Below are 23,832 nucleotides of genomic sequence, written 5' to 3' on the forward strand. Positions count from 1 at the left end.
TTGAGAGCTGTATTGCAAAGAGTAAAAAAAGCTTCTGTGGTAGTTGAAAATGAAATAGTTGGAAAAATTGGAAAGGGAATTTTAGTTCTACTTGGAGTAGGGCATAACGATACAGAAAACGATATAAAGTGGTTAGCAGATAAAATAATGAATTTAAGGATTTTTGAAGATGAAAATGATAAGATGAATTTGTCCTTGCTTGATATAAAGGGAGAAATACTTGTTGTATCTCAATTTACATTATATGGAGATTGTAGAAAAGGCAGAAGACCTTCGTATTCAAATGCAGCGAAACCCGATAAAGCTAATGAATATTATGAGAAGTTTATGAAATATATTGAAGACAATTATAATATAAAGGTTGAAAGAGGGATTTTTCAAGCAGAAATGGAAGTTGAGTTAATAAACGATGGCCCAGTAACTTTGTTATTAGATTCAGAAAAAACATTTTAAAAAAAATTTGGAGGTGTTATTATGAAAGAAGTTGAAATTACAGTATTCGTATATTCTGAACATCCTTTTGATGTACATATTAGCAGTGAAGGAGCTCAATATGGAGTAACTCCTCAAAATGTGCATAAAATATATAGAGGTGAAGAAAAACCTGCTAAAGGTGTTGTTGTGAAATTTAAATTACCAGATGGAACAAAAAAATATGTAAGAGGGGAATAAAGAAAATATGAGTAATTTATATCTTATAGATGGAAGCGGAGTAGCATATAGAGCATTTTTTGCATTGGATCAGGAATTGCAAACATCAACAGGAATTCCAACTAATGCAATCTATGGTGTTACCAAAATGCTTATAAAAATCTTAAAAAAATATATAAAAACAAATGAAGATGCAGTTATTTTCGTAATGGATAAAAAAACTGTAACCTATAGGCACAAATTATTAGAACAGTATAAAGCTAACAGACCTGAAACACCTAAAATATTCAAAGAGCAAATACCTTATATACTTGAAATGGTTAATGCACTTGGAATAAAGATAATTGCTGAAGAAGGTGTTGAGGCAGATGATGTTATAGCAACATTGGCTTTAAAAGGAAAGGAAAAATTTAAAAATATTTATATTCTTTCTTCCGATAAAGATTTAATGCAGTTAATAGATGAGAAAATAAAAATGTTAAGAATTGGCAGAGGTATTACCGATTTAATAGAATATGATATAGAAAAAGTTAAAGAGAGATATGGATTTGAACCTAAAAAAATTCAAGATTTTCTTGCATTAACTGGAGACACTGCGGATAATATTCCTGGTGTAAAAGGAATTGGAGAAAAAACGGCTACAAAGCTTATAAAAGAGTATGGGACTCTTGAAGAAATATATAAAAATGTTAGAAATACAACTAAATCCATACAGAAAAAATTAACAGAAGGAAAAGATATGGCATTTTTAAGTAAAAAATTGGTTCAATTAATTACAGATGTTGAGTTGGATATAAATTGGGAAGATTATATATATAGGGGTTATACAGAGGAACTTGAGAAATTATTAAATGAATTTGAATTTAAATCAATAATTAGAGAATTAGGATTAAAGGAAGAAAAAAAAGTAATAGTCTCACCTGAAATCCCGGAATTTGAAGATCTATCTAAAAAGGGAAAATATCATTTAATAAGTCCTGATAAAATCGATGAAATAATATCGAAAATAAAGGATGCAAATCCTGTATCATTTGATTTAGAGACAACCGCAGTAGATCCGTATCGTGCAGAAATTCTTGGCATAGCTTTATCTACAGAACCAGGGATAGGGTATTACATCGATATATCAAAACTTGAAAAAAAAGAAAAACTTGAAATATTAAAAAAAATATGGTTAATTCTCAAAGAAAAAGATTTAATTGGACAAAATCTTAAATACGATTTATCAATAATGAAGGTTAATGGGTTTGAGATAAAGAATCCTTATTTTGATACAATGATTGCTGCATATCTTGTTTCTCCAGATTCTCGACGATTCAATATGGATGATTTAGCTAAAAAATATCTCGATTATGAAACAATAAAATATGATGATATAGTAAAAAAAGATACCTTATTTGCCAATACATTAAAAGATGTAGATCCTGAAAAGGTTGCGGAATATTCAGGTGAAGATGCAGATATAACTTTACGTCTTTTTTATGTATTAAAACCTCGAATCTATGAATTTCAACTTGAAAAGGTAATGGAAGAAATAGAAAATCCCCTAATTCCTGTTCTAGCCAAAATGGAATTAAATGGAGTTTTCTTTGATATTCCATATTTGAAAGAGCTTGAAAAAGAGTATAAAAATATTACCAAAAATATTTTAAATGAAATTCAGGAAATTGCAGGATATAGTGTTAATCCAAATTCTCCAAAACAAATCCGTGAATTGTTATTTGAAAAACTTGGAATAAAGCCGAAAAAGAAAACAAAAGGCGGTCAATATTCAACAAATGCACAGGTTCTGGAAGAGTTGAAAAATGAACATCCTGTAATTAAGCTTATATTAGAATATAGAAAATACCAAAAGCTTTTATCAACATATATTCAAGCAATACCAAAATTAGTAAATCCAGTAACGGGAAGAGTTCATACATCATTTAATCAAACAGGGGCAGCCACGGGAAGATTAAGCAGCAGTGATCCAAATCTACAAAATCTACCAATTAGAGAAGTGGAAGGGGAAAAGATAAGAAAAGCTGTCAAAGCTGAAAAAGAAAATTATGTTTTAATGAGTGCGGATTACTCTCAAATAGAATTACGTGTTTTAGCTCATATGAGTCAGGATCCAATTTTAATAGATTCATTCAATAAAAACCTTGATATTCATAAAATTACAGCAGCGAAATTGTTTGATGTTCCTGAAGAAAATGTTGATAATAAAATGAGGCAAATTGGAAAAATGATAAACTTTTCTATAATATATGGTGTTTCCTCATATGGTTTAGCTGAAAGAACAGGGATTTCTATAGAAGAAGCAGGAATATTCATAAAAAAGTATTTTGAGCTATATAAAAATGTAGAAAAATATCAGAAAGAAATATTATCCAATTTAAATAAAAATGGATATGTCGAAACATTATTTGGAAGAAAAAGATTTTTAAGTAAGTTGAATCTTAACAAAAATGATTTAAGAAGAATTGCAGTAAATACTCCAATTCAAGGAACAGCGTCAGATATTATGAAATTGGCAATGATAAAATTAGATAAAGTTTTGCCAGAATATGCTAAGATGATTCTTCAGGTTCATGATGAAATTGTAATAGAATTACCTGAAGATAGGATTGAAGAAGTTAGTTTAATTGTAAAGGAAACTATGGAAAATGCTGTTAAGTTAGATGTGCCTCTAAAAGTGGATATTGCAGTATCCGAAAGGTGGTCAAAGTGAGGCGATTATAGTGAGAAAATTAATAGTATTATTATGTATACTTTTATTAAGTATTTCTTTATTCGCATATACAAAGATAAATTTTAGTTTTTTAATTACTATTGGAAGTACTGGAACCAGTTATGAAAACACAGTAAAAATAAAATATATAGAAGATTCTATTATCTCCACAGTTACTTTTTTATTAAGTAAATATCCAGAAGAAGTTATAATAGACGGGGAAAAGATTAGAGTATATTCTCCTGAACAAAAATTTATAGTTCCTTCTGGTAAAAATAAAATAATATATCATGAAAAAGAATATGAGTTCTATTTTAATAAAGAAAACATTCAAATATCTTTTGAGAAAGAAATTCAGCCAAGAGTGATTATTCATAAATATACAAAAGAAATATCTCCAAATAATGACTGGTATAATGATGATTTAGAAATAATCCTGTATTCCAATACTAAAGCGAGTTTGAAAATAGGATTTTTAAATATAATAAAACAAATTAATCCAGGAAAAAATGTTATATATATAAATTTGAAAGAATTAAAAGATGGGTTATATAATTTACCATTAACTATTTTTAATGGAGAAGGTATTCAAACTAAGAAAATAAATATAAAAATTGATAGAACTAAAAAAACATTGACTAAATATATAGTAATTTCAATATTTACAGCAGTTATAAGTATAATAATACTCAATTCAATAAAATAATCAATATAAAGGGCTATTTATCTATAAGCCCTTTATATCTTTATAGTATGTTATAATAACTAAAGAAATTATTTATATTTTTGAAAATAAAATGTTTTATTATGATATAATTAAATGTTATATTCTTTCAAAACTCTCCATCGAAGCTTCGGTAGAAACTTCAAAAATCTTTCAAAAGAGGTGTGAAAATGAGTGAAAACAATAAAGAGGCATCAAAGCAAAAAGATGAAATTATCCCTGTCGAAATAGATATGGGGAAACTTAATCAAATGAGCCGGAGACAATTATACAATCTTGCAAGAAAATACGGAATTGAAAATTATTCCACTCTTACAGATCACGAATTAAAGTTTAAAATTTTGAGCAAGCAAACGGAATCTTTCGGATATTTCTTCCACGAAGGAATCCTTGAAATTCTTCCAGATGGATATGGATTTTTAAGAAATACCCATAATTCTTTGCTTACAGGGAATGACGATGTATATGTTTCACAATCGCAAATTAGAAGATTTAACCTTTCTACAGGTGATGTAGTTGCTGGTCAGGTTAGGCCTCCAAAAGAAGGAGAAAAATTCTTTGCATTATTACGTGTTGAAGCTGTAAACTACCAGGATCCTGAAACAGCAAAAGATAGGGTTTCATTTGAGAATTTAACACCAGTTTATCCAAATGAACGATTGATATTAGAATATGAAAATGGTCCTTTAAGTTCCAGAATAATAGATATTTTTTCACCAATTGGTAAAGGTCAAAGGGGATTAATTGTTGCACCACCTAAGGCAGGTAAAACAACATTATTAAAAGATATGGCTAATTCAATTGCTAAAAATAATCCGGAAACCAAAAGGATAGTTTTATTAATAGATGAGAGACCTGAAGAAGTAACAGATATTAGAGAAACGGTTGATGCAGAAGTAATAGCTGCACCTTTTGATATGGATCCGCAAAACCAAATAAAAGTTGCAGAAATGACATTAAATATGGCAAAAAGGCTCGTTGAATTTGGACATGATGTAATAATCTTAATGGATTCATTAACAAGATTGGCCAGAGCATATAATTTGTATGTTCCCCCAAGCGGAAAATTATTAAGCGGTGGTGTTGATCCATCGGCATTAACCTTTCCTAAAAAATTCTTTGGAGCAGCTAGAAGAATTAGAGAAGGCGGAAGTTTAACAATAATTGCAACGGCCTTAGTTGAAACAGGTTCAAAAATGGATGAGGTAATATTTGAAGAATTTAAGGGAACAGGAAATATGGAATTGATTCTATCAAGAGAATTAGCAAATAAACGAATATTCCCGTCTATAGACATAAAGCTTTCAGGAACAAGAAAAGAAGAATTATTATTCTCAAAAGAAGAATTAAAATATTCATGGATTTTAAGAAATTGGCTAAATAACCTTACTAAAGAAGAAGCAATAATGGAGATATTCAGATTAATGAGAAAGTATGAAACAAATAAAAAAATGTTCAAAGAAATTGAAAAGCAAAAATTTATAAATTAGTTTAATTTCAGGGGGGATAATATGTATTTAAAGAGATTTATAAAGGATTCTAAGCCAAAAGCTACATTTGTTATTGTACATGGACTTGGAGAACATTCAGGAAGGTATAAACCATTTATAGAAATGTTGTTAGAAAGAAATTTTCAGGTAATTACATTTGATTTACCGGGTCATGGTTTAAGCGAAGGTAAAAGAGGGCATATAAAGGATTTTTATAAAATTTATGAATATATAGAAGAAATAACACCTGATAAATTTATATTATTTGGACATAGCTTAGGAGGGCTTATATCTTTAAGATATGCAGAAGTTTCAGAGAAAAAACCAGAAAAATTAATATTATCTTCACCTGCAGTTGGGAAATTATATAATTCTTTTCATAAAATTTTATTATCAACAGTAGGTATTTTTGGAAGTTTAACAATAAGTAACGGAATATCTCCATCAGCATTATGTTATAGCGAAGAAGCAGTTGAAAAATATATAAATGATCCGTTAGTACACAATAGAATTTCAATGAAAACTGCCAAACAACTTTTTTCTGAAGCAGAAAAAGCCCTGAATAGTGCTGAAAAATTGGATATTCCAGTATTACTTCAATATGGTGAAGAAGATAAAATTGTGAATATCAATGAGCTTGAAAAGTTATCTCAAAAAATAAATACCTTATACTTAAAAAAACATAAATATGCCAAACATGAAGTATTTAATGAACCAAAATACAAAGATAAATTTTATGAAGCCATCTTTGAATTTATTGAATAAAAAATATTAAAAAAATTTTTGGGGGGGAGATAATATGAAAATAAAATCCAAAATATTGATTTTGACATTTTCTTTGTTGTTTATATCATTTCTGGTATTTTTTATGATAAGTTTAACGCAATCTCAGGATTCCTTAAAAAAGAGTTTTGTTAATAAATTAATAGTAGCCCGGGACTCAAAAATAATGTTGTTACAAAAGACATTGATGGAAGTTTCAAATGATTTAGATTACTTTAGCGATATGAATGCTATAGTTGAAAATTTAAAAGGATTTTATGACGAAGAAGATTTTTATAAAAGCTTAGATGACTTTGATACATTATTAAAAGATTTAAAACTTATATATTATGAGAATAATCCTTATAAAGAAAAAGAAAAACTTGACAATTTCTTTTATGATGACAATTTTGATCAAAATAAAATATCCTCAGATGTTTTAGATGAAGTATATCAATATAATTCAGTTCATGAGAAAATAAATCCATTGTTGAGAAAATTGATAAATACTAAAAATTTATATTATGATATTTATTACATATCTTCAGATGGATACGTACTATATTCCGTTAAGAAAAACGATGATTTTGCAGAAAGTATTAATTCGTCAAAATTAAAAAATACCAGTTTGGCGAAGATATATAAAATTTTAAGTGAAGATAAAGAAAATAAAGTTCATTTTTCAGATATCGAAGAATATAATATAGGCGACAGCAAATATGCTTTTTTTGCCGGTAAGAAATTAATATATGACAATCAAAACATAGGTTATTTAATAGTTAGATTAAATGTGGAAAATTTTGAAAAAATCTTTATGGATAGAAGTGGAATGGGGAAAACTGGAATTACATACATAGTAGGTAAAGATAAAATAATGAGAAGTAATTTGCCAGACAAAAATACATTATTAAAACAAAAAGTTGATACAGACTATATTGTAGAAGCTTTAAAAGGAAATTCTGGATGGGAGATTTCTAAAAACATAAACAATGAAGATGTGATTGTAGCCTATTCATTGTTTAATTTTAAAGATATAAACTGGATATTTGTGGCAGAAGTTTCATTAAAAGAGGCTTATGAAGATTCAGTTAAAATCAGAAATATATTATCTATAACCTCTGTAATTATATTAATAATTTCAATAGTCATATCAATATTCTTTTCACAAAAAATATCAAGTCCACTAATTGAATTGAGTAAAAAAGTTGATAAATTTGCACTTGGCGACTTTACAGTAGATTTTAAAGTAAAAAGTAAAGATGAAACGGCATTAATAGCAAAATCATTGCAAAATATGGCAAATAATCTTAAAGATACAATAAAATGGATACTAATAGCAGGAGATAAGATTGAAAATTCAGCAGAAACACTAACGGAAATATCAAACAAAACAATGCGAGCAAATGAAGAATCATTATCAAAAGCCATGGATATAGAAGAAAATGCTGAAAATGCGGCATCATATACAGAAATGCTAACTACAGGTGTAAATGAAGTTTCAATTGCTGCTCAAAAGGTTTCAAGCGATACATCAGAAATATCAAAAGAAGTAAATGAAGCTACAGAAATAACTGAAAAAGGTGAAAAATCAATAATTCAAATTAATGAAATAATACAAAAAGCAGTAGAAAAATCAACTGAAACAGAAAAAGCAGTTGAAACCTTATCAGAAAAAGCTGAAAATATTGGTGAAATTGTTGATACAATAACAACAATTACAGAACAGACCAATTTACTTGCATTAAATGCAGCAATAGAGGCGGCAAGGGCTGGAGAAGCCGGGAAAGGATTTGCTGTAGTTGCAGATGAAATAAGAAAATTAGCAGAAGAAAGTAAAAATGCAACAGAAGAAATTGCTAAAATCTTAACAGAAATAAAAAATGGTACGATTCAGGCAAATAAAGCTACAGAGGAAACTGTAGAAGTAATAAATGAAGTTGAAAATCAGGCTAATGATGTAAAAGAAAAATTTGGAGTAATCCTTGAAAAAATAGAAAATATAAATAAACGAGTCGAAGGGTTAACCTCAAGTGCTGAAGAGCAAAGTGCTTCAACAGAAGAGATGGCGGCAGCAGCTGAAAAAACTTCACAAATGGTAAATCAAATTTCTGAAGAAATATCCGAAATAACAAGAGATATCCAGATAGAAAGCGAAGAAATAAGCAATGTAAATGAAAAAGCAGAAGAATTAAAAAAATTAGTAGAAGAGTTGAACAATAAATTGGATAATTTCAAAATATAATGTCAATAGTATAGAGGTGAAAAAATGAAAAAAATATTAAAAAATGCATATGTGTTAATGAGTGCGGATGCAGAAATAAAAAAAATGGACATTTTAATTGAAAATGGAATTATAATAGAAATTGAAGAAAATATAGAAAATGAAGACAATACTGTGGAATTAATAGATTTAAAAGATAAACTCATACTTCCTGGATTTATAAATACACATACACATCTTGCAATGAGTTTGTTCAGAGGAATAGGTGATGATTTAACCTTAAAAGAATGGCTGTTTGACGTTATGTTTCCTCGAGAAGAATTATTAACAGATGAACTCACATATTATGGTTCTTTAATATCAACAATGGAAATGTTATCCAAAGGAACAACAACAATTGTAGATATGTATTTATTTATGAATGGAACAGCAGAAGCAGTAAAGGATTTAGGAGTAAGAGCGTATTTAACAAGAGGATTGGGATATGATAATGATGAAGGATGGAAAAGAAGAATAGATGAAACAATAGAGCTATTTGAAAAATATCATAACAAATATAATATAAAAGTGGGATTTGGACCACATGCTCCATATACATGTCCAATGAATAAACTTGAAGAAATAGCTGAATTAACGGAAAAATACGATACGTTTGCTACAATCCATTTATATGAGGCGAAACATGAAAGGGATATGTATTCCTTTGAAGACTTAGAAAAAACTGGATTATTTAAAAATAACGTAATTGCTGCACATTGTGTTCATGTAGACGATAAAGATATGAAAATTCTGGCAAGAAACGAGATAACAGTTGCGCATAACCCTTCAAGTAATTTAAAGTTAGGTAATGGAATTGCTCCTATAATAAAAATGCTGGAACATGAAATCAATGTAACTCTTGGAACAGATGGGGCAGCAAGTAATAATACTTTAAATCTCTGGGAAGAAATGAGATTAGCAGCATTATTACAAAAATCATATGGTCCTGAAAAGTTTAAAACAGAAGAAGCATTAAGAATGGTATGGGAAAATGGAGGATATGCACTAAACGAAAAAATTGGAAGAATAGAAGAAGGTTACAAAGCGGATTTTGCAGTTATTGATATAAATAACATAGAATTCTATCCTGTAGATTTAAATAGATTAAAATCTCATATAGTATATTCAGCACCATCCAATAGAGTCTATGCAACTATGGTAAATGGCGAATGGGTTTATTACAATGGTGAATTTCCAAAATTAAAAGAAAATAATTATTACGAAAAATTTCATGAATTATACACTAATCTCGAAAATAAAATTAAAGAAAAAGAATAAATAAACGTTTATAATATTAGAGAAACGAAAAGATAAAAAAGGAGCAGAGAAGGTGTTATACAATAAATTAAGTGATTACTTAAAAAAAAGATATGGAGAAAGAGTCCAGCGTTTACCTATAAACGCTGGTTTTACCTGTCCAAATAAAACCGGTGTAAGAGGAACTGGTGGATGTATCTACTGTGAAGAAAGTGGGAGCGGGTTTGCAGCATTATCTCCTAAAACACCTATTGCAGAACAGATACAAATAATGATGAAAAGATATGAAGGTAGAGCAAACAAATTTATGGCATATTTTCAATCAAATACAAATACATATGCACCGACACATGTTTTAAAAAAAATTTACGATTCGGCATTAATAGATGAAAGAATAATAATTCTTGATATTTCAACACGACCAGATACAGTGCCAGACGATGTTTTGGATTTAATTGCATCGTATAAAGAAAAAATGGATGTTTATATAGAATATGGACTTCAAAGCGTTAATATAAACACATTAAAAATTTTAAATAGAGGCCATTCACTTGCAGAGTTTATAGATGCTGTTAATAGAGCAAAACAAAGAAACCTTGAAGTGATAGTGCATATGATAGTGGATTTGCCCTGGGATAGTGAAGAAGATATTATTGAAGGAGCAAAAATATTATCAGCATTAAAAGTAGATGGTGTAAAATTGCATTCCCTTTATATAACTGAAGATACTGTACTTGGAAAAATGTATAAAAATGGTGAGGTAAAGCCTTTAAGTTTAGAAGAATTTATTAATAGAAATATATTATTTTTAGAATATCTTGATCCAGAAATTGTAATTCATCGTTTAGCAGCTGATCCACCAAGAGAAGGTGTTTTGCATGGGAATTGGGGAATGTCCAAAATTAAAATAATAAATTTACTTGAAAAAGAAATGAAAAATAGAAATACCTATCAGGGAAGATTATTTAATTACTTAAATAGATAATATATTATAAAGTGGGACGATCGGTCGCGTGGCAGCATACTCGCATGCCATGAGGAAAGTCCGGACTCTGAGGGCGGGATGCCGGTTAACTGCCGGGAGGAGTGATCCTCGGAAAGGGCCATAGAAACGAAAACCGCCGAATATGGCAAGGGTGGAAAGGTGAGGTAAGAGCTCACCGGCATCAGGGTAACCTGATGGCCTGGTAACCCCCATCCTGAGCAAGGTCAAATAGGAAGGTTAAGCTTGCCCGGCTTGCCTTTTATGGCGCCTTCCAGGTAGACCGCTTAGATAAATGACCGATAAAACAGAATCCGGCTTACCGTCCCACTTTTTTTGTTAGCTAATCAAACTGTAAAAATTTTGTAATTTTTAAGTAAAATAAACGGTATAGAATATATTTGTAATTATTTTAAATTTGTTTTTATTTGAAAATTTAACTATAAGGGGGATGTAATTATGGTAAAAAAAGAAATGACAAGAAAATTTTTAGAAGATGCTTTTTGTGGTGAATCCAAAGCTCATATGAAGTATACAATTTATGCTGAAGATGCTGAAGCTCAGGGCAAAAAAAATCTTGCAAGATTATGGAGAGCAATTGCATATGCAGAGTTTGTACATGCTCGAAATCATTTTAAAGCATTGGGCTATTTAGGAAGCGTAGGAGATAATTTAGAAGATTCAGCTGCTGGAGAACACTTTGAAATTGAAGAAATGTATCCAGTATATAAAAATGCTTCAGAATTCCAGGAAGAAAAAGAAGCTGTAAGAAGTGCTCATTATGCATTAGAAGCTGAAAAAATACATGAAGAAATGTATAAAGAAGCAAAAAAGCATCTTGAAACCAATGAAGATTTAGAAGATAAAAAGGTTTATGTATGTAAGATTTGTGGATATACAACATTTGATGAAATACCAGAAAAATGTCCAGTTTGTGGTGCAACCTCATCACAATTTGAAGAGTTTTAAGGAGGGGAAAAAATGAAATTAGGAGATGTAATTAAATCAGCAGATTTCAAAAATGAAAAGCATGTACCAGTTATAGATGCACCTGAAAAGGTAAAGGCAGGAGAGACATTTAAAGTTGAGGTACAGGTTGGAAAAGATATAGCTCATCCAAATACAGTGGAACATCATATTGCGTGGATAGATTTATATGTTCATTATGAGGATAATCCAAATACCATTCATCTTGGAAGATTTGAATTTGGTGCAGGAGTAACTGAACCACATGTATTAACACATATAAAATTAGATAAAAAAGGAACTTTAATAGCACATTCATATTGTAACCTCCATGGTTTATGGGAATCAGAAAAGGTTATAGAAGTAGAATAAGGAGCTTTATGCTCCTTATTTTTTTAATATGTTAATATTTATGTAAAAAAAGTATGTTATAATTTTCTCGAAATATAAAAGTGAAATTTTTCTCCTGAGATGAAGGGAGTATTCCTGACATCAAGGGAGGGGAAATAAGGGATACAATATTCCCCTTCCTTGGTGTATAGAAAATACCAAAGGAAGGGGTGTTTTTTTATGGAAAAGAAGATAAGCACATTGTCCATAATAATTTATAACCGTGACTTAGCTTATCAAAAAGTAAGTGATTTATTACACAATTATGGTGAAAAAATTCTTTTGAGAGTGGGTTATCCAATGAAGGAAAAAGGAATAGCGATAATATTTCTTGTGGTGGAAATGACAACAGATGAGCTTGGTGCATTATCTGGAAAATTAGGGCAAATTGATTCTGTAAAGGTTAAAAGTACAACTTTAAAAATTTAAATTATCTGGAGGTGTTTATAATGTTATATATAAAAGATAGAGACAATTTAAAATCCTTTATTCCAGAAGAAAAAATCTTTGAATATTTAGAAACTACAAAAAATCCTGACAAATTTAAAGTTCGTGAAATAATTCAAAAATCACTTAATAAAAATCGATTAGATCCGGAGGAAATGGCAACATTATTAAATGTTGAAGATGAAGAGTTGCTTGAAGAAATATTTGAAGGTGCAAGAGAATTAAAAAGAAGAATATATGGAAATAGAATAGTATTATTTGCACCTTTGTATATTGGAAATGAGTGTATAAACAATTGTCAGTATTGTGGATTTAGAGTAACTAATAAAAATATTGTAAGACGTTCTTTAAGTATTGAAGAAGTGAAAAAAGAAGTAGAAGCTCTTGAAGATAAAGGACATAAACGATTAATAGTAGTTTTTGGTGAACATCCGAAGTATAATGCAAAATTTATGACAGAAACTATTAGAACAATATATAATACAAAAAAAGGAAAAGGTGAAATAAGAAGAGTAAACGTAAATGCAGCTCCACAGACTGTTGAAGATTATAAATTATTTAAAGAGGTTGGAATTGGAACTTTTCAGATATTTCAGGAAACCTATCATAGAGAAACATATAAAAAATATCATATAAGTGGTCCAAAATCCAATTATTTATGGCGATTATATGGTCTTGACAGAGCATTTCAAGCAGGATTAGATGATGTTGGAATTGGTGCATTATTTGGATTATATGATTGGAAATTTGAAGCAATGGGATTATTATATCATACTATACATTTTGAAGAAAGATTTAATGTTGGGCCTCATACAATATCATTTCCTCGAATAGAACCAGCACTTGATACACCAATTGCAGAAAGACCGCCATATGCACTGGATGATAAAAATTTTAAAAAGCTGGTAGCTATTTTAAGATTAGCAGTACCATATACAGGATTAATACTAACAGCAAGAGAACCTGTGGAAATAAGAAATGAAGTATTAAAGTTTGGAGTTTCCCAAATAGATGGTGGTTCAAGTATAGGCGTAGGAAGTTATTCTGAAACCGATGAAGAAAAGATAAAGAAAAGTCAATTCCTGCTTGGAGATAATAGAACATTAGATCAAATTATTGAAGAACTTTGTGAAGAAGGTTACTTGCCTTCATTCTGTACAGGATGCTATAGATTGGGAAGAACAGGAGAACATTTTATGGAATTTGCTATACCGGGATTTGTAAAGAGATTTTGTACTCCTAATGCTGTTTTGACATTTCTTGAATATTTAGAAGACTATGCACCAGAATCAACAAAGAAAATTGGTGCAAAAAGAATAGAAGAAGAAATTAAAAATATGCAAGATTCCCCGTTAAAAAAAGAATTACTTCAAAAAATAGAAAAAATAAAAGCTGGAGAAAGAGATTTATATTTCTAAGGGGTGATTTATATTTCAAAACGGTTTGAAAGATTAATTGAGAAATTAAAAAAAATTCAAAATGATGTTTCTTCAGAAGTAAGTGAAATAATAAACTATTTTTTGAAATACTTCACATTGGATTATGAAAAAATATTATGGATTTTAAGGTTAGAAAACGAAAATAAAAAAGAAGAAATATATAAAGTAGCAGATATAGTAACAAGAACATTGACTACAGACTTTATTACATTAAAAGGAATAATTGAATTTACCAATTATTGTAATAAAAGTTGTAATTATTGTGGAATTAGAGTACAAAATAATTGTATAAAAAGATATAGAATACCAGAAGAAGAAATATTAAAAATAGCAAAAAACGGAGTAGATATGGGTTTAACAACCATAATTTTACAGGGAGGAGAAGATGAGTATTTTTCTGATGAAACACTGGAAAGAATAATATATAAAATTCATCATGAATATAAAACATCTGTTTCCCTTTCAATTGGTGAAAGAAGCAAGGAAGCATATAAAAGATTTAAAGAAGCTGGTGCTTCAAAGGTTTTACTAAAACATGAAACAATAAACAAAAAAATATTTAATGAGATACATCCAGATAAAGATTATGAATATAGAATAGAATTGTTAGATTATCTTGTATACCTGGGATATATTACAGGTTCAGGTAATATAATTGGTCTTCCAGGGCAAACAGAAAAAGACATAGCTGATGACATCATATTTATGAGAGATCATAGAATAAAAATGATTGGCATGGGACCATTTATATCAACGCATAATACGCCATTAGAAGGATATCCAGATGGTTCTGCTGATTTAACGTTAAATGCATATGCAGCAACAAGATTAACAATTCCATATGCATTAATGCCTGCAACAACAGCTTTGGGAACTTTAAAAAGAGATTATCAATTTAAGGCTTTGAGAAGTGGTTGTAATGTAATAATGGTAAACATTACTCCTGATAAATATAGGAAAAATTACAATATATATGATGAAAAAATAAAAGTTGAGTTTTATGAAACTGCGGAAAGAATTCTTGAAGAAGGTTTAAAATTAAGTCCGTATACATATAGAAGGATTTTGGAGGCGAAAAGAAATGGCTACTCCTATGAAAGGATATAGAAAATATATAGCAATTGCTGGTAGAAGAAATGCTGGTAAATCTACGCTTATTAATGCACTTTTTGATCAAGAAATTGCTATTACGAGCGATATTCCCGGTACCACTACTGATCCTGTATTCAAAACAATGGAATTGCAGCCAATAGGTCCTGTTACTATTATTGATACACCTGGAATAGATGATGAAGGTAAAATAGGAGAATTTAGGGTAAAAAAAGCGTATAAAGCATTATATAAAGCGGACATTGGATTAATAGTAACAAATGATAAAGTTAGCAAATATGAAAAAAAACTTATTGAGATATTTAAAGATTTAAAAATTCCATTTATCGTTGTAATAAACAAAAAGGATATAATAAAAAATATAATAGAAATAGAAAATAGTTATAAACAATACACAAAAAATGTAATTTCAATTTCAGCATTAAAAAAAGAAGGGATTGAAGATTTAAAAGAATTAATAGCGAAAGTATTACCGAAAGAAGAGGAAATACCTTTAATAGCAGATTTAATAGAACCAGGACAATTAATAGTTTTAGTTGTTCCCATAGATCTTGGCGCACCAAAAGGACGCTTAATAATGCCACAGGTTACAGCCATTAGAGAAATTCTTGATCGTGAAGCAATAGCTATAGTAACAAAAGAAAGAGAATTAAAACATACCTTAGAAAATTTGCAAAGGAAACCTGATCTTGTAGTTACAGATTCTCAAAGTGTAATGAAAGTTGTTTCGAATATAGATAGCGATATTCCTCTTACAACATTTTCCATTTTAGAAGCTCGTCATAAAGGAGATCTTGAAATATTATCAAAAAGCGTGGAAGCCATTGAAAAATTAAAAGATGGAGATACTGTGATAATAATGGAAGGTTGTTCTCATAGACCACTTACAGAGGATATAGGAAGAGTGAAAATTCCACGTTGGCTTACAAATCATCTTGGTATAAATATAAATTTTGAATTTATTGCTGGAACAGAATTTCCTGAATATGAAAAAGTTAAAAATGCAAAGCTTATTATTCATTGTGGAGGTTGTACATTAACGAGAAAAGCAATGTTAAGACGTATAAATATTGCCACTATGTATAATATACCAATAGTAAATTATGGTGTATTAATTTCATATTTACATGGAGCAATAGATAGAGCGTTGGAAATATTCCCCGAAATATCAAGAAATAAACATAAAGGATATGAATCATTGTTATTGGATTAATATGAGGTGGTCAAATGCGTGTTGAAAGAGATTTTATTGGCGAGTTGGAAATACCTGATAATGTTTATTATGGTATACACACAGCAAGAGCATTAAAAAATTTTCCGATTACAGGTGAAAAATACAATGAGAATTTTATCTGGGCTTTTTTCATGATAAAAAAAGCCGCTGCAATTTTAAATTATGAACTTGGATATTTAGAAAAAGATATTGCAAAGGCAATTGTAAAAGCCTGCGATGAATGGAAAAATCTTAAAAATTATATAGTTGTTGAACCTCTATCCGGAGGAGCTGGAACATCTATTAATATGAATTTTAATGAAGTAATTGCTAATCGAGCAACAGAGATATTAAATGGAAAAAAGGGAGAATATATAGTAAATCCATTGAATCATGTAAATCTACATCAATCAACCAATGATGTGTTTCCAACAGCAGGGAAAATAGCTATAATTAAAGAATTGAGAGAAGTTGTAAGTAATGTAATAAAATTACAGGATATAATTCAAAATAAAGAAAAAGAGTTTATGAAAATAAAAAAAATAGGGAGAACTCAATTAATGGATGCTGTACCAATAATGCTTGGACAGGAATTTGGTGCATGGGCTGATGCATTGAGTAGAGACAGGTGGCGATTGTACAAAGTTGAAGAGAGAATAAGAAGTGTCAACATTGGAGGAACCGCAATAGGAACAGGAATAGCGGCACCAAAAGAGTATGTTTTAAAAATAGTAAATGTAGTAAGAGAAATAACAAAAATAGGAATTGCAAAAGCGGAAAACCTTATTGACGCCACTCAAAATTGGGATGTATTTTCGGAAATTAGTGGATTATTAAAATCATTAGCTGTAAATTTAATAAAAATATCAAATGATATAAGATTATTGGGATCAGGAAGATCAGGGTATAACGAATTAATTTTACCCAAAATTCAAGCTGGAAGCTCAATAATGCCTGGTAAAGTTAATCCAGTAATTCCAGAATATGTAATTCAATTATCACTAAGCGTTATCTCGTTTGACAACCTCATTACAACAGCAACTTATAATGGTAATCTTGAATTAAACCACCTGGCGCCTTTAATAATTCATTATACATTGAAGTCAATGGAATATCTTAATAATTCTCTTACAGCTTTGAAAGGATATATAGAACTAATAGAAGCCAATGAAAAGCGATGTCAGAAAAATTTGATTAATTCATATACCTTTATTACTCCATTAATAGAATTATTTGGATATGAAATAGTATCAGAAGCACTTGAAAAAAACGATTATGAAGTTGAAAACGTCATTAAATACCTCTCTGAAAAATACAACAAAAATATTAAAGAACTAAAAAAAATGATAAATCCAGAAAAAATGACAGGGCTTGGATACAACCTAAAATGATATATAAAATTATTTCTTTTGAAATAAAAAGAAATAATAATTTAAAAAAGAATTTATATAATTTATTAGCAGAAAGATGAACTTTTTGAAAATCAGGGAGGTATTAAAATGCAGGTATCATTAGATCAATTAATAAACATCATTATGGCAAGACTTGAAGCTATTGAAATGTCAATGGAAGATTTAAAATTTAGAACAAATATTGCTTTAAGGGTATTATACAAAAATGAAATCTTAACAGAGGAAAACTTAGTAGAAGCAATTAAAGATGAATTTAAGGCACACACAGAATTAGAAGGTAAAAATGTAGAGCTTCCAGATGACAAAGCAAAAGAAATGTCAAATGACATATTAAACTGGGTAAAAAATGATTTAGAAGAAATGAAAAAGAAAATGCAGGAATATGAAGAACAATTAAAGAGTTTAATGCAGCAAGAAGCTATGAATACACCAGATATTAGTGTTGCACCAGCAGACTTGCTTAATCAGCTTGATCAGATGAAAAAAGCACCAAAAGGTGGAAATAATGGAGGAATAATTTTTTAAGAAATAACATCAATCCCCGACATGAAAATGTCGGGGATTTTTTTACAAAATAGTGGTATAATTATATATGTATTATATATATAATTACAAGGAGATGATAATATGGGTAATGTATTTGGTCCAGTACCTTCGAGAAGATTGGGAAATTCTCTTGGAATAAATTTAACACCATTAAAAACCTGCAATTATGCATGTATCTATTGTCAATTAGGAAAAACGACAAACTTTACAAATCAAAGGAAAGAATATATAAAAACCGAAGAAATTATCAAAGAACTTAAATATGCAATAGAAAATACAGAATTGCCAATTGACTATATTACCTTTATTGGCGATGGAGAACCAACATTGCATTCTGGTTTAGGTGAAATAATAAAATGGATAAAGGAACAACATAAAGAGAAATTTAAAATAGCTGTAGTAACAAATGGATTTTTGATGTATGATGAAAAAGTAAGAGAAGAATTAAAACTTGCTGACCTTATTTTGCCGAGTATTGATGCCCCGGATGAAAAAAAATTTAAGTTAATAAATAGGCCTATTGAAAATATTTCATATAAAAAAATTATTGAAGGATTAAGGATATTTGCAAAAGAGTATACAGGAAAAATATGGATAGAAATAATGTTAATGAAAGAAATAAACGATAGCAGAAAAGATATAGATAAATTAGCTGAAATAATAGGTTCTATTAATCCATTGCCGGAAAGGGTATATATAAATACACCTGTTAGACCACCGGTTGAAAAATGGGTGAAAATACCTTCTGAAGAAGCAATAAAATATGCTCAATCTGTAATACCAAATGCATACTCAATTGCATATAGGGAAGATGGCGATTTTGATGTAAGTAGATATAACAATTCATTAGATGCAATATTAGATATTACAGAAAAACATCCTTTGAGATATGAACAAGCAGAAAAAATAATAAATCATTTTAAGGATAAAAAAGAAAAGGTATTTCAGGAATTAGAAAAAAGTATAAAAATAGTAGAATATGATGGATATAAATATTTATTAAAAAAATTGAAAAAATAGTCTAAGTAACAATGAAAAAAATTTCATACAAAAAATGAGAATTTTTAATTTATTTAAACATAATCATTAAAATTTGAGATTTATGGTATAATATAACTGATAATTCAGCATAAAGAATAATAGAGTGACAAAGGAGGTTATTATGGCTAAAAAAATCAGAGGACTTGGTGGAAGAAGCTTAAAATCATCAGGTGGAAAGAAAAACGATTTAATGAAATTAATGCAGGAAGCTCAAAAAACTCAGGAATTAATGGAACAAGAACTTAAAAATTTTGAAAATGAATTAGCTATAAAGGAATTTGAAGCAACAAGTGGTGGAGGAGTTGTAAAAGTAATAGTTACTGGAGATTTAAGGGTAAAAGATATTGAAATATCAGAAGAATTAGCAGATGAAGAATTTGAAATTATAAAAGATATGATTATTGCTGCTACAAATGAAGCTATTGATAAAGCAAAACAATTTAAAGAAGAAGAAACAGAAAAAATTACTCAAAAATACATCGGTGGATTAAATTTAGGAATGTAATTAACATTAATTAAATATAATCAACTTCAAAAATTTATAATTGCAAAATATAAATTTTAAAAATAAGGGATATAATGATATTAGAGAAAAAAATAACAAAGTAAATTCACATTACATATCAGGAGGTGTTTATTAATGGCTATTAAGATTGCTATTAACGGTTTTGGGAGAATTGGGAGAGTTGTATTTAGAGAAATGATGAAAAGGGATAATTTTGAAGTTGTTGCTATCAACGATTTAACAGATCCAAAAACATTAGCTCACTTATTAAAATACGATAGTGTACATGGAAAATTTGACGGTACAGTAGAAGTTGTAGAAGATGGATTTGTAGTAAATGGTAAAAAAATAAAGGTATTTGCTGAAAAGAATCCTGCAAACTTACCTTGGGGAGATTTAGGAGTAGATATTGTTATTGAATCAACAGGTGTATTTAGAAGCAAAGAAAAAGCTATGCCACACATTGAAGCAGGTGCAAAAAAGGTTATAATCACTGCACCAGCAAAAGGTGAAGTTGATTTAACAGTTGTTTTAGGTGTAAACGATGAATTATTAAAGAAAGAACATGTTGTAGTTTCAAACGCATCATGTACAACAAACTCAATTGCACCAGTAATTAAAGTATTAAACGATAAATTTGGTGTAAAAACAGGATTATTAACAACTGTACATTCATTTACAAATGACCAGAGAGTATTAGACTTACCACATAGCGATTTAAGAAGGGCAAGAGCAGCTGCAGTTAATATTATTCCAACAACAACAGGTGCTGCAAAAGCTGTTGGGGTAGTTATTCCTGAATTAAAAGGTAAATTAGATGGTATTGCAATGAGAGTTCCAACACCAGATGGATCAATTACAGACTTAACAGTTGTTGTTGAAAAAGCTACAACTGCAGAAGAAGTAAATGCTGTTATGAAAGAAGCAGCAGAAACATATTTAAAAGGCATTTTAGGATACAATGAAGATATGATTGTTTCTTCAGATATAATCGGAACAACATTCTCAGGAATCTTTGATGCAACATTAACAAAGGTTATGGACGGCACATTAGTTAAAGTTGCTTCATGGTATGACAACGAATACGGTTACTCAACAAGAGTTGTAGATTTAGCAGAAAGAATGGCAGAATTAATATAATATAAGTTTAATAGGGGGACTTTAATTAGTCCCCTTTACTGATTATACACAAGGGAGGGAGAATAAATGGATAAAATGACAATTAAAGATATTGAATTAAAAGGTAAAAAGGTTATTATGAGAGTTGATTTTAACGTTCCAATGAAAGATGGAGTAATTACAAACGATAAAAGAATAAAAGCTGCATTGCCAACAATAAAACATGCTTTAAATGAAGGTGCAAAAGTGATATTATTATCACATTTAGGAAGACCAAAGGGAGAACCAAAACCAGAATTCTCATTAAAACCAGTAGCAGAAAGATTGGCAGAATTATTAGGCCAGGAAGTAAAATTTGTTCCAGAAGTAGTAGGAGACGAAGTTAAAAAAGCTGTTGATGAATTAAAAGAAGGTGAAGTATTAGTTCTTGAAAATACAAGATATATGAAAGGCGAAACAAAAAATGATCCTGAACTTGCAAAACAATGGGCAGAATTAGCAGATATTCATGTTAATGATGCATTTGGAACAGCACATAGAGCACATGCTTCAAATGTTGGAATTGCACAATATATACCAAGTGTAGCAGGATTCTTAATGGAAAAAGAAATAAAATTCCTTTCAAAAGCTACAGCTAATCCTGAAAAGCCATATGTAGTGATACTTGGCGGAGCTAAAGTTTCAGATAAAATAGGCGTTATTACAAACTTACTTGAAGTTGCAGATAAAATATTAATTGGTGGAGCTATGATGTTTACATTCCTCAAGGCATTAGGTAAAGAAATAGGTTCATCAAAATTTGAAGAAGATAAAGTTGACTTAGCAAAAGAATTATTGGAAAAAGCAAATGAAAAAGGTGTAGAATTAGTATTGCCAGTTGATGCAGTTATTGCACAGAAATTAGAAGCTGGTGTTGAAAAGAAAGTAGTAAAAATTGAAGACGGCATTGAAGATGGCTGGATGGGACTTGACATTGGACCTGAAAGCATAGAATTATTCAAGTCAAAATTAGCTGGAGCAAAAACTGTTGTATGGAATGGACCAATGGGTGTATTTGAAATAGATGATTTTGCAACAGGAACAAAAGAAGTTGCAAATATGGTTGCTGAAATCACAGATGAAGGTGCAATAACAATTATTGGTGGTGGAGACAGTGCAGCAGCCATAGAAAAATTCGGTCTTGAAAGAAAGGTTTCACATGTTTCAACAGGTGGAGGAGCTTCATTGGAATTCCTCGAAGGAAAAGAATTACCAGGTATAGCAAGTATTGCATCTAAAAAAAAAATAAATAAAAGAAAATATATTCTTGCTGGAAACTGGAAAATGAATAAAACAAATCTTGAAGCAGCAGAATTCATTTCCAAATTAACAGCAAAAATAGGCAAGGAAAAGAAATTTGAAGTTGTAATAGCTCCAACATTCCTTGCATTAGAAAAGGCTGTGGATTTAACAGCAAGCACAAATATAAATGTTGCAGCTCAAAATATGCACTTTGAAGATAAAGGTGCATTTACTGGAGAAGTATCAGCTGACATGTTAAAGTCATTAGGTGTAAACTATGTAATTCTTGGACATTCAGAAAGAAGAAATATTTTTGGTGAAACAGATGAAATAATAAACAAAAAAATCAAGAAAGCTCTTGAAAAAGATTTAACACCTATATTCTGTATTGGCGAAAAATTAGAAGAAAGAGAAAAAGACTTAACTTTTAATGTAATAGAAAAACAGGTTAAAGAAGGATTATATGGAATAGAAAAAGAAGATGTCAAAAAAATAGTTATTGCATATGAACCAGTATGGGCAATTGGAACTGGAAAAGTAGCAACACCAGAACAGGCTGAAGAAGTTCATGCATATATAAGAAAATTATTAAGCGAAATGTTTGATGAAGATGTTGCAGAATCAGTAACAATATTATATGGAGGTAGTGTAAAACCAGAAAATTACTTTGGATTATTTACAAAACCAAATATCGATGGTGGTCTTGTTGGAGGCGCATCATTAAAAGAATCATTTATAGACTTAGCAGATATTATGAGAACAATAATAGCTTAATAGTAGTATAACAAAATCCCCGTGTTATTCACGGGGATTTTGTTATAAAAACCTCTCAATAATCTCATCAATCAAAACTCTTTCATCATCTTCAAAAGAGTAATAACCAAGAGCAACACGTTTTTGACCGAGACCATATTTAATTGCAAAATCGCGAACCTTTCCTTTTGGATAAGGAGTAATGGGCCATTTAATATCGTATCGAACGCAATTTCTTAAAAACACATCAAAAACTTTCATTCCTCATCACTGAGCTTAAAATAATTAAAAACAAATTCCTTAAAGTTCTTTGTTTTCTTAAAAAGCTCAGTGATGAGTTTTTTTCTTGCTAAATAAAATGGTGAAATATTATATTCCGCATTTTCAACATCTTCAGAATTCAATAATCTTCTTTCAGCTTTCTTCAAATACTTTTTTAACCTCCAAATTACAAAAAGTTAAAAATATTTTTACTAATCTTTTTTGAAAGTAAGAAACTTTAAAATCACCATTCTCTTGTAACATAATAAAGAATTAAGAAAAAGACAAAATAATGAATATAAAAGTATTTTAAAAAACGAAATAAAATCCCGGATTTTTCGATGTTACACGAGTTAATTAAAATGTAATAAAAATCAACTTCTAAAATACTGATAAAAAGCGGATTTTTATTTTAAAAAAAACACTTGAAAGTCATGTTAGAAATAGTAAAATCAATAATGGAGGTGGAAAATATGAAAAAATCACTATATTAATACTTTTAGGAATAAT

At 29.4% G+C, this 23,832-nt stretch carries 23 protein-coding genes and 1 other RNA gene; 22 read left to right on the forward strand and 2 right to left on the reverse strand.

Annotated elements, in window-relative coordinates:
• The 22 genes from dtd to tpiA all read left to right on the forward strand — a co-directional run bounded on the left by dtd (nt 1) and on the right by tpiA (nt 23,082).
• Entirely contained in the window at nt 1-453 is a 453-nt protein-coding gene (dtd, locus tag XO10_RS00785; RefSeq protein WP_014295621.1) for a D-aminoacyl-tRNA deacylase, read from the forward strand.
• Between the two features lie 21 nt (nt 454-474).
• Nucleotides 475-672, forward strand: coding sequence for a hypothetical protein (locus tag XO10_RS00790; RefSeq protein ID WP_075780096.1), 198 nt, complete (start codon nt 475-477; stop codon nt 670-672).
• A 7-nt stretch (nt 673-679) separates the two neighbouring features.
• Nucleotides 680-3,364, forward strand: a complete 2,685-nt coding sequence (gene polA / locus XO10_RS00795; RefSeq protein ID WP_175421013.1) for a DNA polymerase I — start codon at nt 680-682, stop codon at nt 3,362-3,364.
• Between the two features lie 10 nt (nt 3,365-3,374).
• A complete protein-coding gene (locus tag XO10_RS00800; protein ID WP_014295624.1) occupies nt 3,375-4,070 on the forward strand; it encodes a hypothetical protein in 696 nt (231 codons plus the stop codon).
• A 188-nt stretch (nt 4,071-4,258) separates the two neighbouring features.
• Nucleotides 4,259-5,578, forward strand: coding sequence for a transcription termination factor Rho (gene rho, locus XO10_RS00805; RefSeq protein WP_014295625.1), 1,320 nt, complete (start codon nt 4,259-4,261; stop codon nt 5,576-5,578).
• A 21-nt stretch (nt 5,579-5,599) separates the two neighbouring features.
• Entirely contained in the window at nt 5,600-6,343 is a 744-nt protein-coding gene (locus XO10_RS00810; protein WP_014295626.1) for an alpha/beta hydrolase, read from the forward strand.
• Nucleotides 6,344-6,377: 34 nt separating this feature from the next.
• A complete protein-coding gene (locus XO10_RS00815) occupies nt 6,378-8,582 on the forward strand; it encodes a methyl-accepting chemotaxis protein (RefSeq protein WP_175421014.1) in 2,205 nt (734 codons plus the stop codon).
• Between the two features lie 24 nt (nt 8,583-8,606).
• Complete coding sequence (locus tag XO10_RS00820) at nt 8,607-9,878, forward strand: amidohydrolase (RefSeq protein WP_014295628.1); 1,272 nt, start codon at nt 8,607-8,609, stop codon at nt 9,876-9,878.
• Between the two features lie 52 nt (nt 9,879-9,930).
• Complete coding sequence (locus XO10_RS00825) at nt 9,931-10,842, forward strand: TIGR01212 family radical SAM protein (RefSeq protein WP_175418007.1); 912 nt, start codon at nt 9,931-9,933, stop codon at nt 10,840-10,842.
• An 8-nt stretch (nt 10,843-10,850) separates the two neighbouring features.
• An RNA gene (gene rnpB, locus XO10_RS00830) (RNase P RNA component class A) lies at nt 10,851-11,177 on the forward strand.
• 118 nt (nt 11,178-11,295) lie between these two features.
• A complete protein-coding gene (locus XO10_RS00835; RefSeq protein WP_041638405.1) occupies nt 11,296-11,808 on the forward strand; it encodes a rubrerythrin family protein in 513 nt (170 codons plus the stop codon).
• Between the two features lie 12 nt (nt 11,809-11,820).
• Nucleotides 11,821-12,177 (forward strand): class II SORL domain-containing protein, encoded by a 357-nt coding sequence (locus XO10_RS00840; RefSeq protein WP_014295631.1) that lies wholly within the window; start codon nt 11,821-11,823, stop codon nt 12,175-12,177.
• A gap of 198 nt (nt 12,178-12,375) precedes the next feature.
• Nucleotides 12,376-12,624: a TM1266 family iron-only hydrogenase system putative regulator gene (locus XO10_RS00845; protein ID WP_014295632.1), complete on the forward strand. Its 249-nt coding sequence runs from the start codon at nt 12,376-12,378 to the stop codon at nt 12,622-12,624.
• A gap of 17 nt (nt 12,625-12,641) precedes the next feature.
• Nucleotides 12,642-14,060, forward strand: a complete 1,419-nt coding sequence (gene hydG, locus XO10_RS00850; RefSeq protein WP_041638678.1) for a [FeFe] hydrogenase H-cluster radical SAM maturase HydG — start codon at nt 12,642-12,644, stop codon at nt 14,058-14,060.
• A gap of 3 nt (nt 14,061-14,063) precedes the next feature.
• Entirely contained in the window at nt 14,064-15,188 is a 1,125-nt protein-coding gene (gene hydE / locus XO10_RS00855; protein WP_014295634.1) for a [FeFe] hydrogenase H-cluster radical SAM maturase HydE, read from the forward strand.
• Nucleotides 15,163-16,404 (forward strand): [FeFe] hydrogenase H-cluster maturation GTPase HydF, encoded by a 1,242-nt coding sequence (gene hydF, locus XO10_RS00860; protein WP_075780104.1) that lies wholly within the window; start codon nt 15,163-15,165, stop codon nt 16,402-16,404. The genes hydE and hydF overlap by 26 nt, the downstream gene beginning before the upstream one ends.
• A 14-nt stretch (nt 16,405-16,418) precedes the next feature.
• The gene (locus tag XO10_RS00865) at nt 16,419-17,795 is read left to right on the forward strand and encodes an aspartate ammonia-lyase (protein ID WP_175421015.1); all 1,377 of its coding nucleotides are present in this window, start codon (nt 16,419-16,421) and stop codon (nt 17,793-17,795) included.
• A gap of 108 nt (nt 17,796-17,903) precedes the next feature.
• Complete coding sequence (locus tag XO10_RS00870) at nt 17,904-18,341, forward strand: hypothetical protein (protein ID WP_075780106.1); 438 nt, start codon at nt 17,904-17,906, stop codon at nt 18,339-18,341.
• Between the two features lie 102 nt (nt 18,342-18,443).
• Nucleotides 18,444-19,382, forward strand: a complete 939-nt coding sequence (locus XO10_RS00875) for a radical SAM protein (protein ID WP_075780107.1) — start codon at nt 18,444-18,446, stop codon at nt 19,380-19,382.
• A 142-nt stretch (nt 19,383-19,524) separates the two neighbouring features.
• Nucleotides 19,525-19,908, forward strand: coding sequence for a YbaB/EbfC family nucleoid-associated protein (locus XO10_RS00880; RefSeq protein ID WP_014295639.1), 384 nt, complete (start codon nt 19,525-19,527; stop codon nt 19,906-19,908).
• A gap of 135 nt (nt 19,909-20,043) precedes the next feature.
• Nucleotides 20,044-21,048: a type I glyceraldehyde-3-phosphate dehydrogenase gene (gap, locus tag XO10_RS00885; RefSeq protein WP_014295640.1), complete on the forward strand. Its 1,005-nt coding sequence runs from the start codon at nt 20,044-20,046 to the stop codon at nt 21,046-21,048.
• Nucleotides 21,049-21,114: 66 nt separating this feature from the next.
• Nucleotides 21,115-23,082, forward strand: coding sequence for a triose-phosphate isomerase (gene tpiA / locus XO10_RS00890; protein WP_075780108.1), 1,968 nt, complete (start codon nt 21,115-21,117; stop codon nt 23,080-23,082).
• 42 nt (nt 23,083-23,124) lie between these two features.
• Here tpiA and XO10_RS10545 read toward each other — a convergent pair whose 3' ends face one another.
• Both XO10_RS10545 and XO10_RS10550 read right to left on the reverse strand, forming a co-directional pair.
• A complete protein-coding gene (locus XO10_RS10545; RefSeq protein WP_232223907.1) occupies nt 23,125-23,322 on the reverse strand; it encodes a hypothetical protein in 198 nt (65 codons plus the stop codon).
• Nucleotides 23,319-23,489: a hypothetical protein gene (locus XO10_RS10550; protein WP_232223910.1), complete on the reverse strand. Its 171-nt coding sequence runs from the start codon at nt 23,487-23,489 to the stop codon at nt 23,319-23,321. Before XO10_RS10550 ends, XO10_RS10545 begins: the two co-directional genes overlap by 4 nt.
• Nucleotides 23,490-23,832: the final 343 nt, after the last annotated feature.

It is taken from the genome of Marinitoga sp. 1135, from assembly GCF_013363245.1.
Lineage (GTDB): Bacteria > Thermotogota > Thermotogae > Petrotogales > Petrotogaceae > Marinitoga > Marinitoga piezophila.

Coding starts and splice junctions, on each gene's coding strand:
- XO10_RS00810 (WP_014295626.1), top strand. CDS start 5,600: ATGTATTTAAAGAGATTTATAAAGGATTCTAAGCCAAAAGCTACATTT.
- XO10_RS00840 (WP_014295631.1), top strand. CDS start 11,821: ATGAAATTAGGAGATGTAATTAAATCAGCAGATTTCAAAAATGAAAAG.
- XO10_RS00815 (WP_175421014.1), top strand. CDS start 6,378: ATGAAAATAAAATCCAAAATATTGATTTTGACATTTTCTTTGTTGTTT.
- XO10_RS10545 (WP_232223907.1), bottom strand. CDS start 23,322: ATGAAAGTTTTTGATGTGTTTTTAAGAAATTGCGTTCGATACGATATT.
- rho (WP_014295625.1), top strand. CDS start 4,259: ATGAGTGAAAACAATAAAGAGGCATCAAAGCAAAAAGATGAAATTATC.
- polA (WP_175421013.1), top strand. CDS start 680: ATGAGTAATTTATATCTTATAGATGGAAGCGGAGTAGCATATAGAGCA.
- XO10_RS00865 (WP_175421015.1), top strand. CDS start 16,419: ATGCGTGTTGAAAGAGATTTTATTGGCGAGTTGGAAATACCTGATAAT.
- gap (WP_014295640.1), top strand. CDS start 20,044: ATGGCTATTAAGATTGCTATTAACGGTTTTGGGAGAATTGGGAGAGTT.
- XO10_RS00875 (WP_075780107.1), top strand. CDS start 18,444: ATGGGTAATGTATTTGGTCCAGTACCTTCGAGAAGATTGGGAAATTCT.
- XO10_RS00790 (WP_075780096.1), top strand. CDS start 475: ATGAAAGAAGTTGAAATTACAGTATTCGTATATTCTGAACATCCTTTT.
- hydF (WP_075780104.1), top strand. CDS start 15,163: ATGGCTACTCCTATGAAAGGATATAGAAAATATATAGCAATTGCTGGT.
- XO10_RS00820 (WP_014295628.1), top strand. CDS start 8,607: ATGAAAAAAATATTAAAAAATGCATATGTGTTAATGAGTGCGGATGCA.
- tpiA (WP_075780108.1), top strand. CDS start 21,115: ATGGATAAAATGACAATTAAAGATATTGAATTAAAAGGTAAAAAGGTT.
- XO10_RS00880 (WP_014295639.1), top strand. CDS start 19,525: ATGGCTAAAAAAATCAGAGGACTTGGTGGAAGAAGCTTAAAATCATCA.
- XO10_RS00845 (WP_014295632.1), top strand. CDS start 12,376: ATGGAAAAGAAGATAAGCACATTGTCCATAATAATTTATAACCGTGAC.
- XO10_RS00870 (WP_075780106.1), top strand. CDS start 17,904: ATGCAGGTATCATTAGATCAATTAATAAACATCATTATGGCAAGACTT.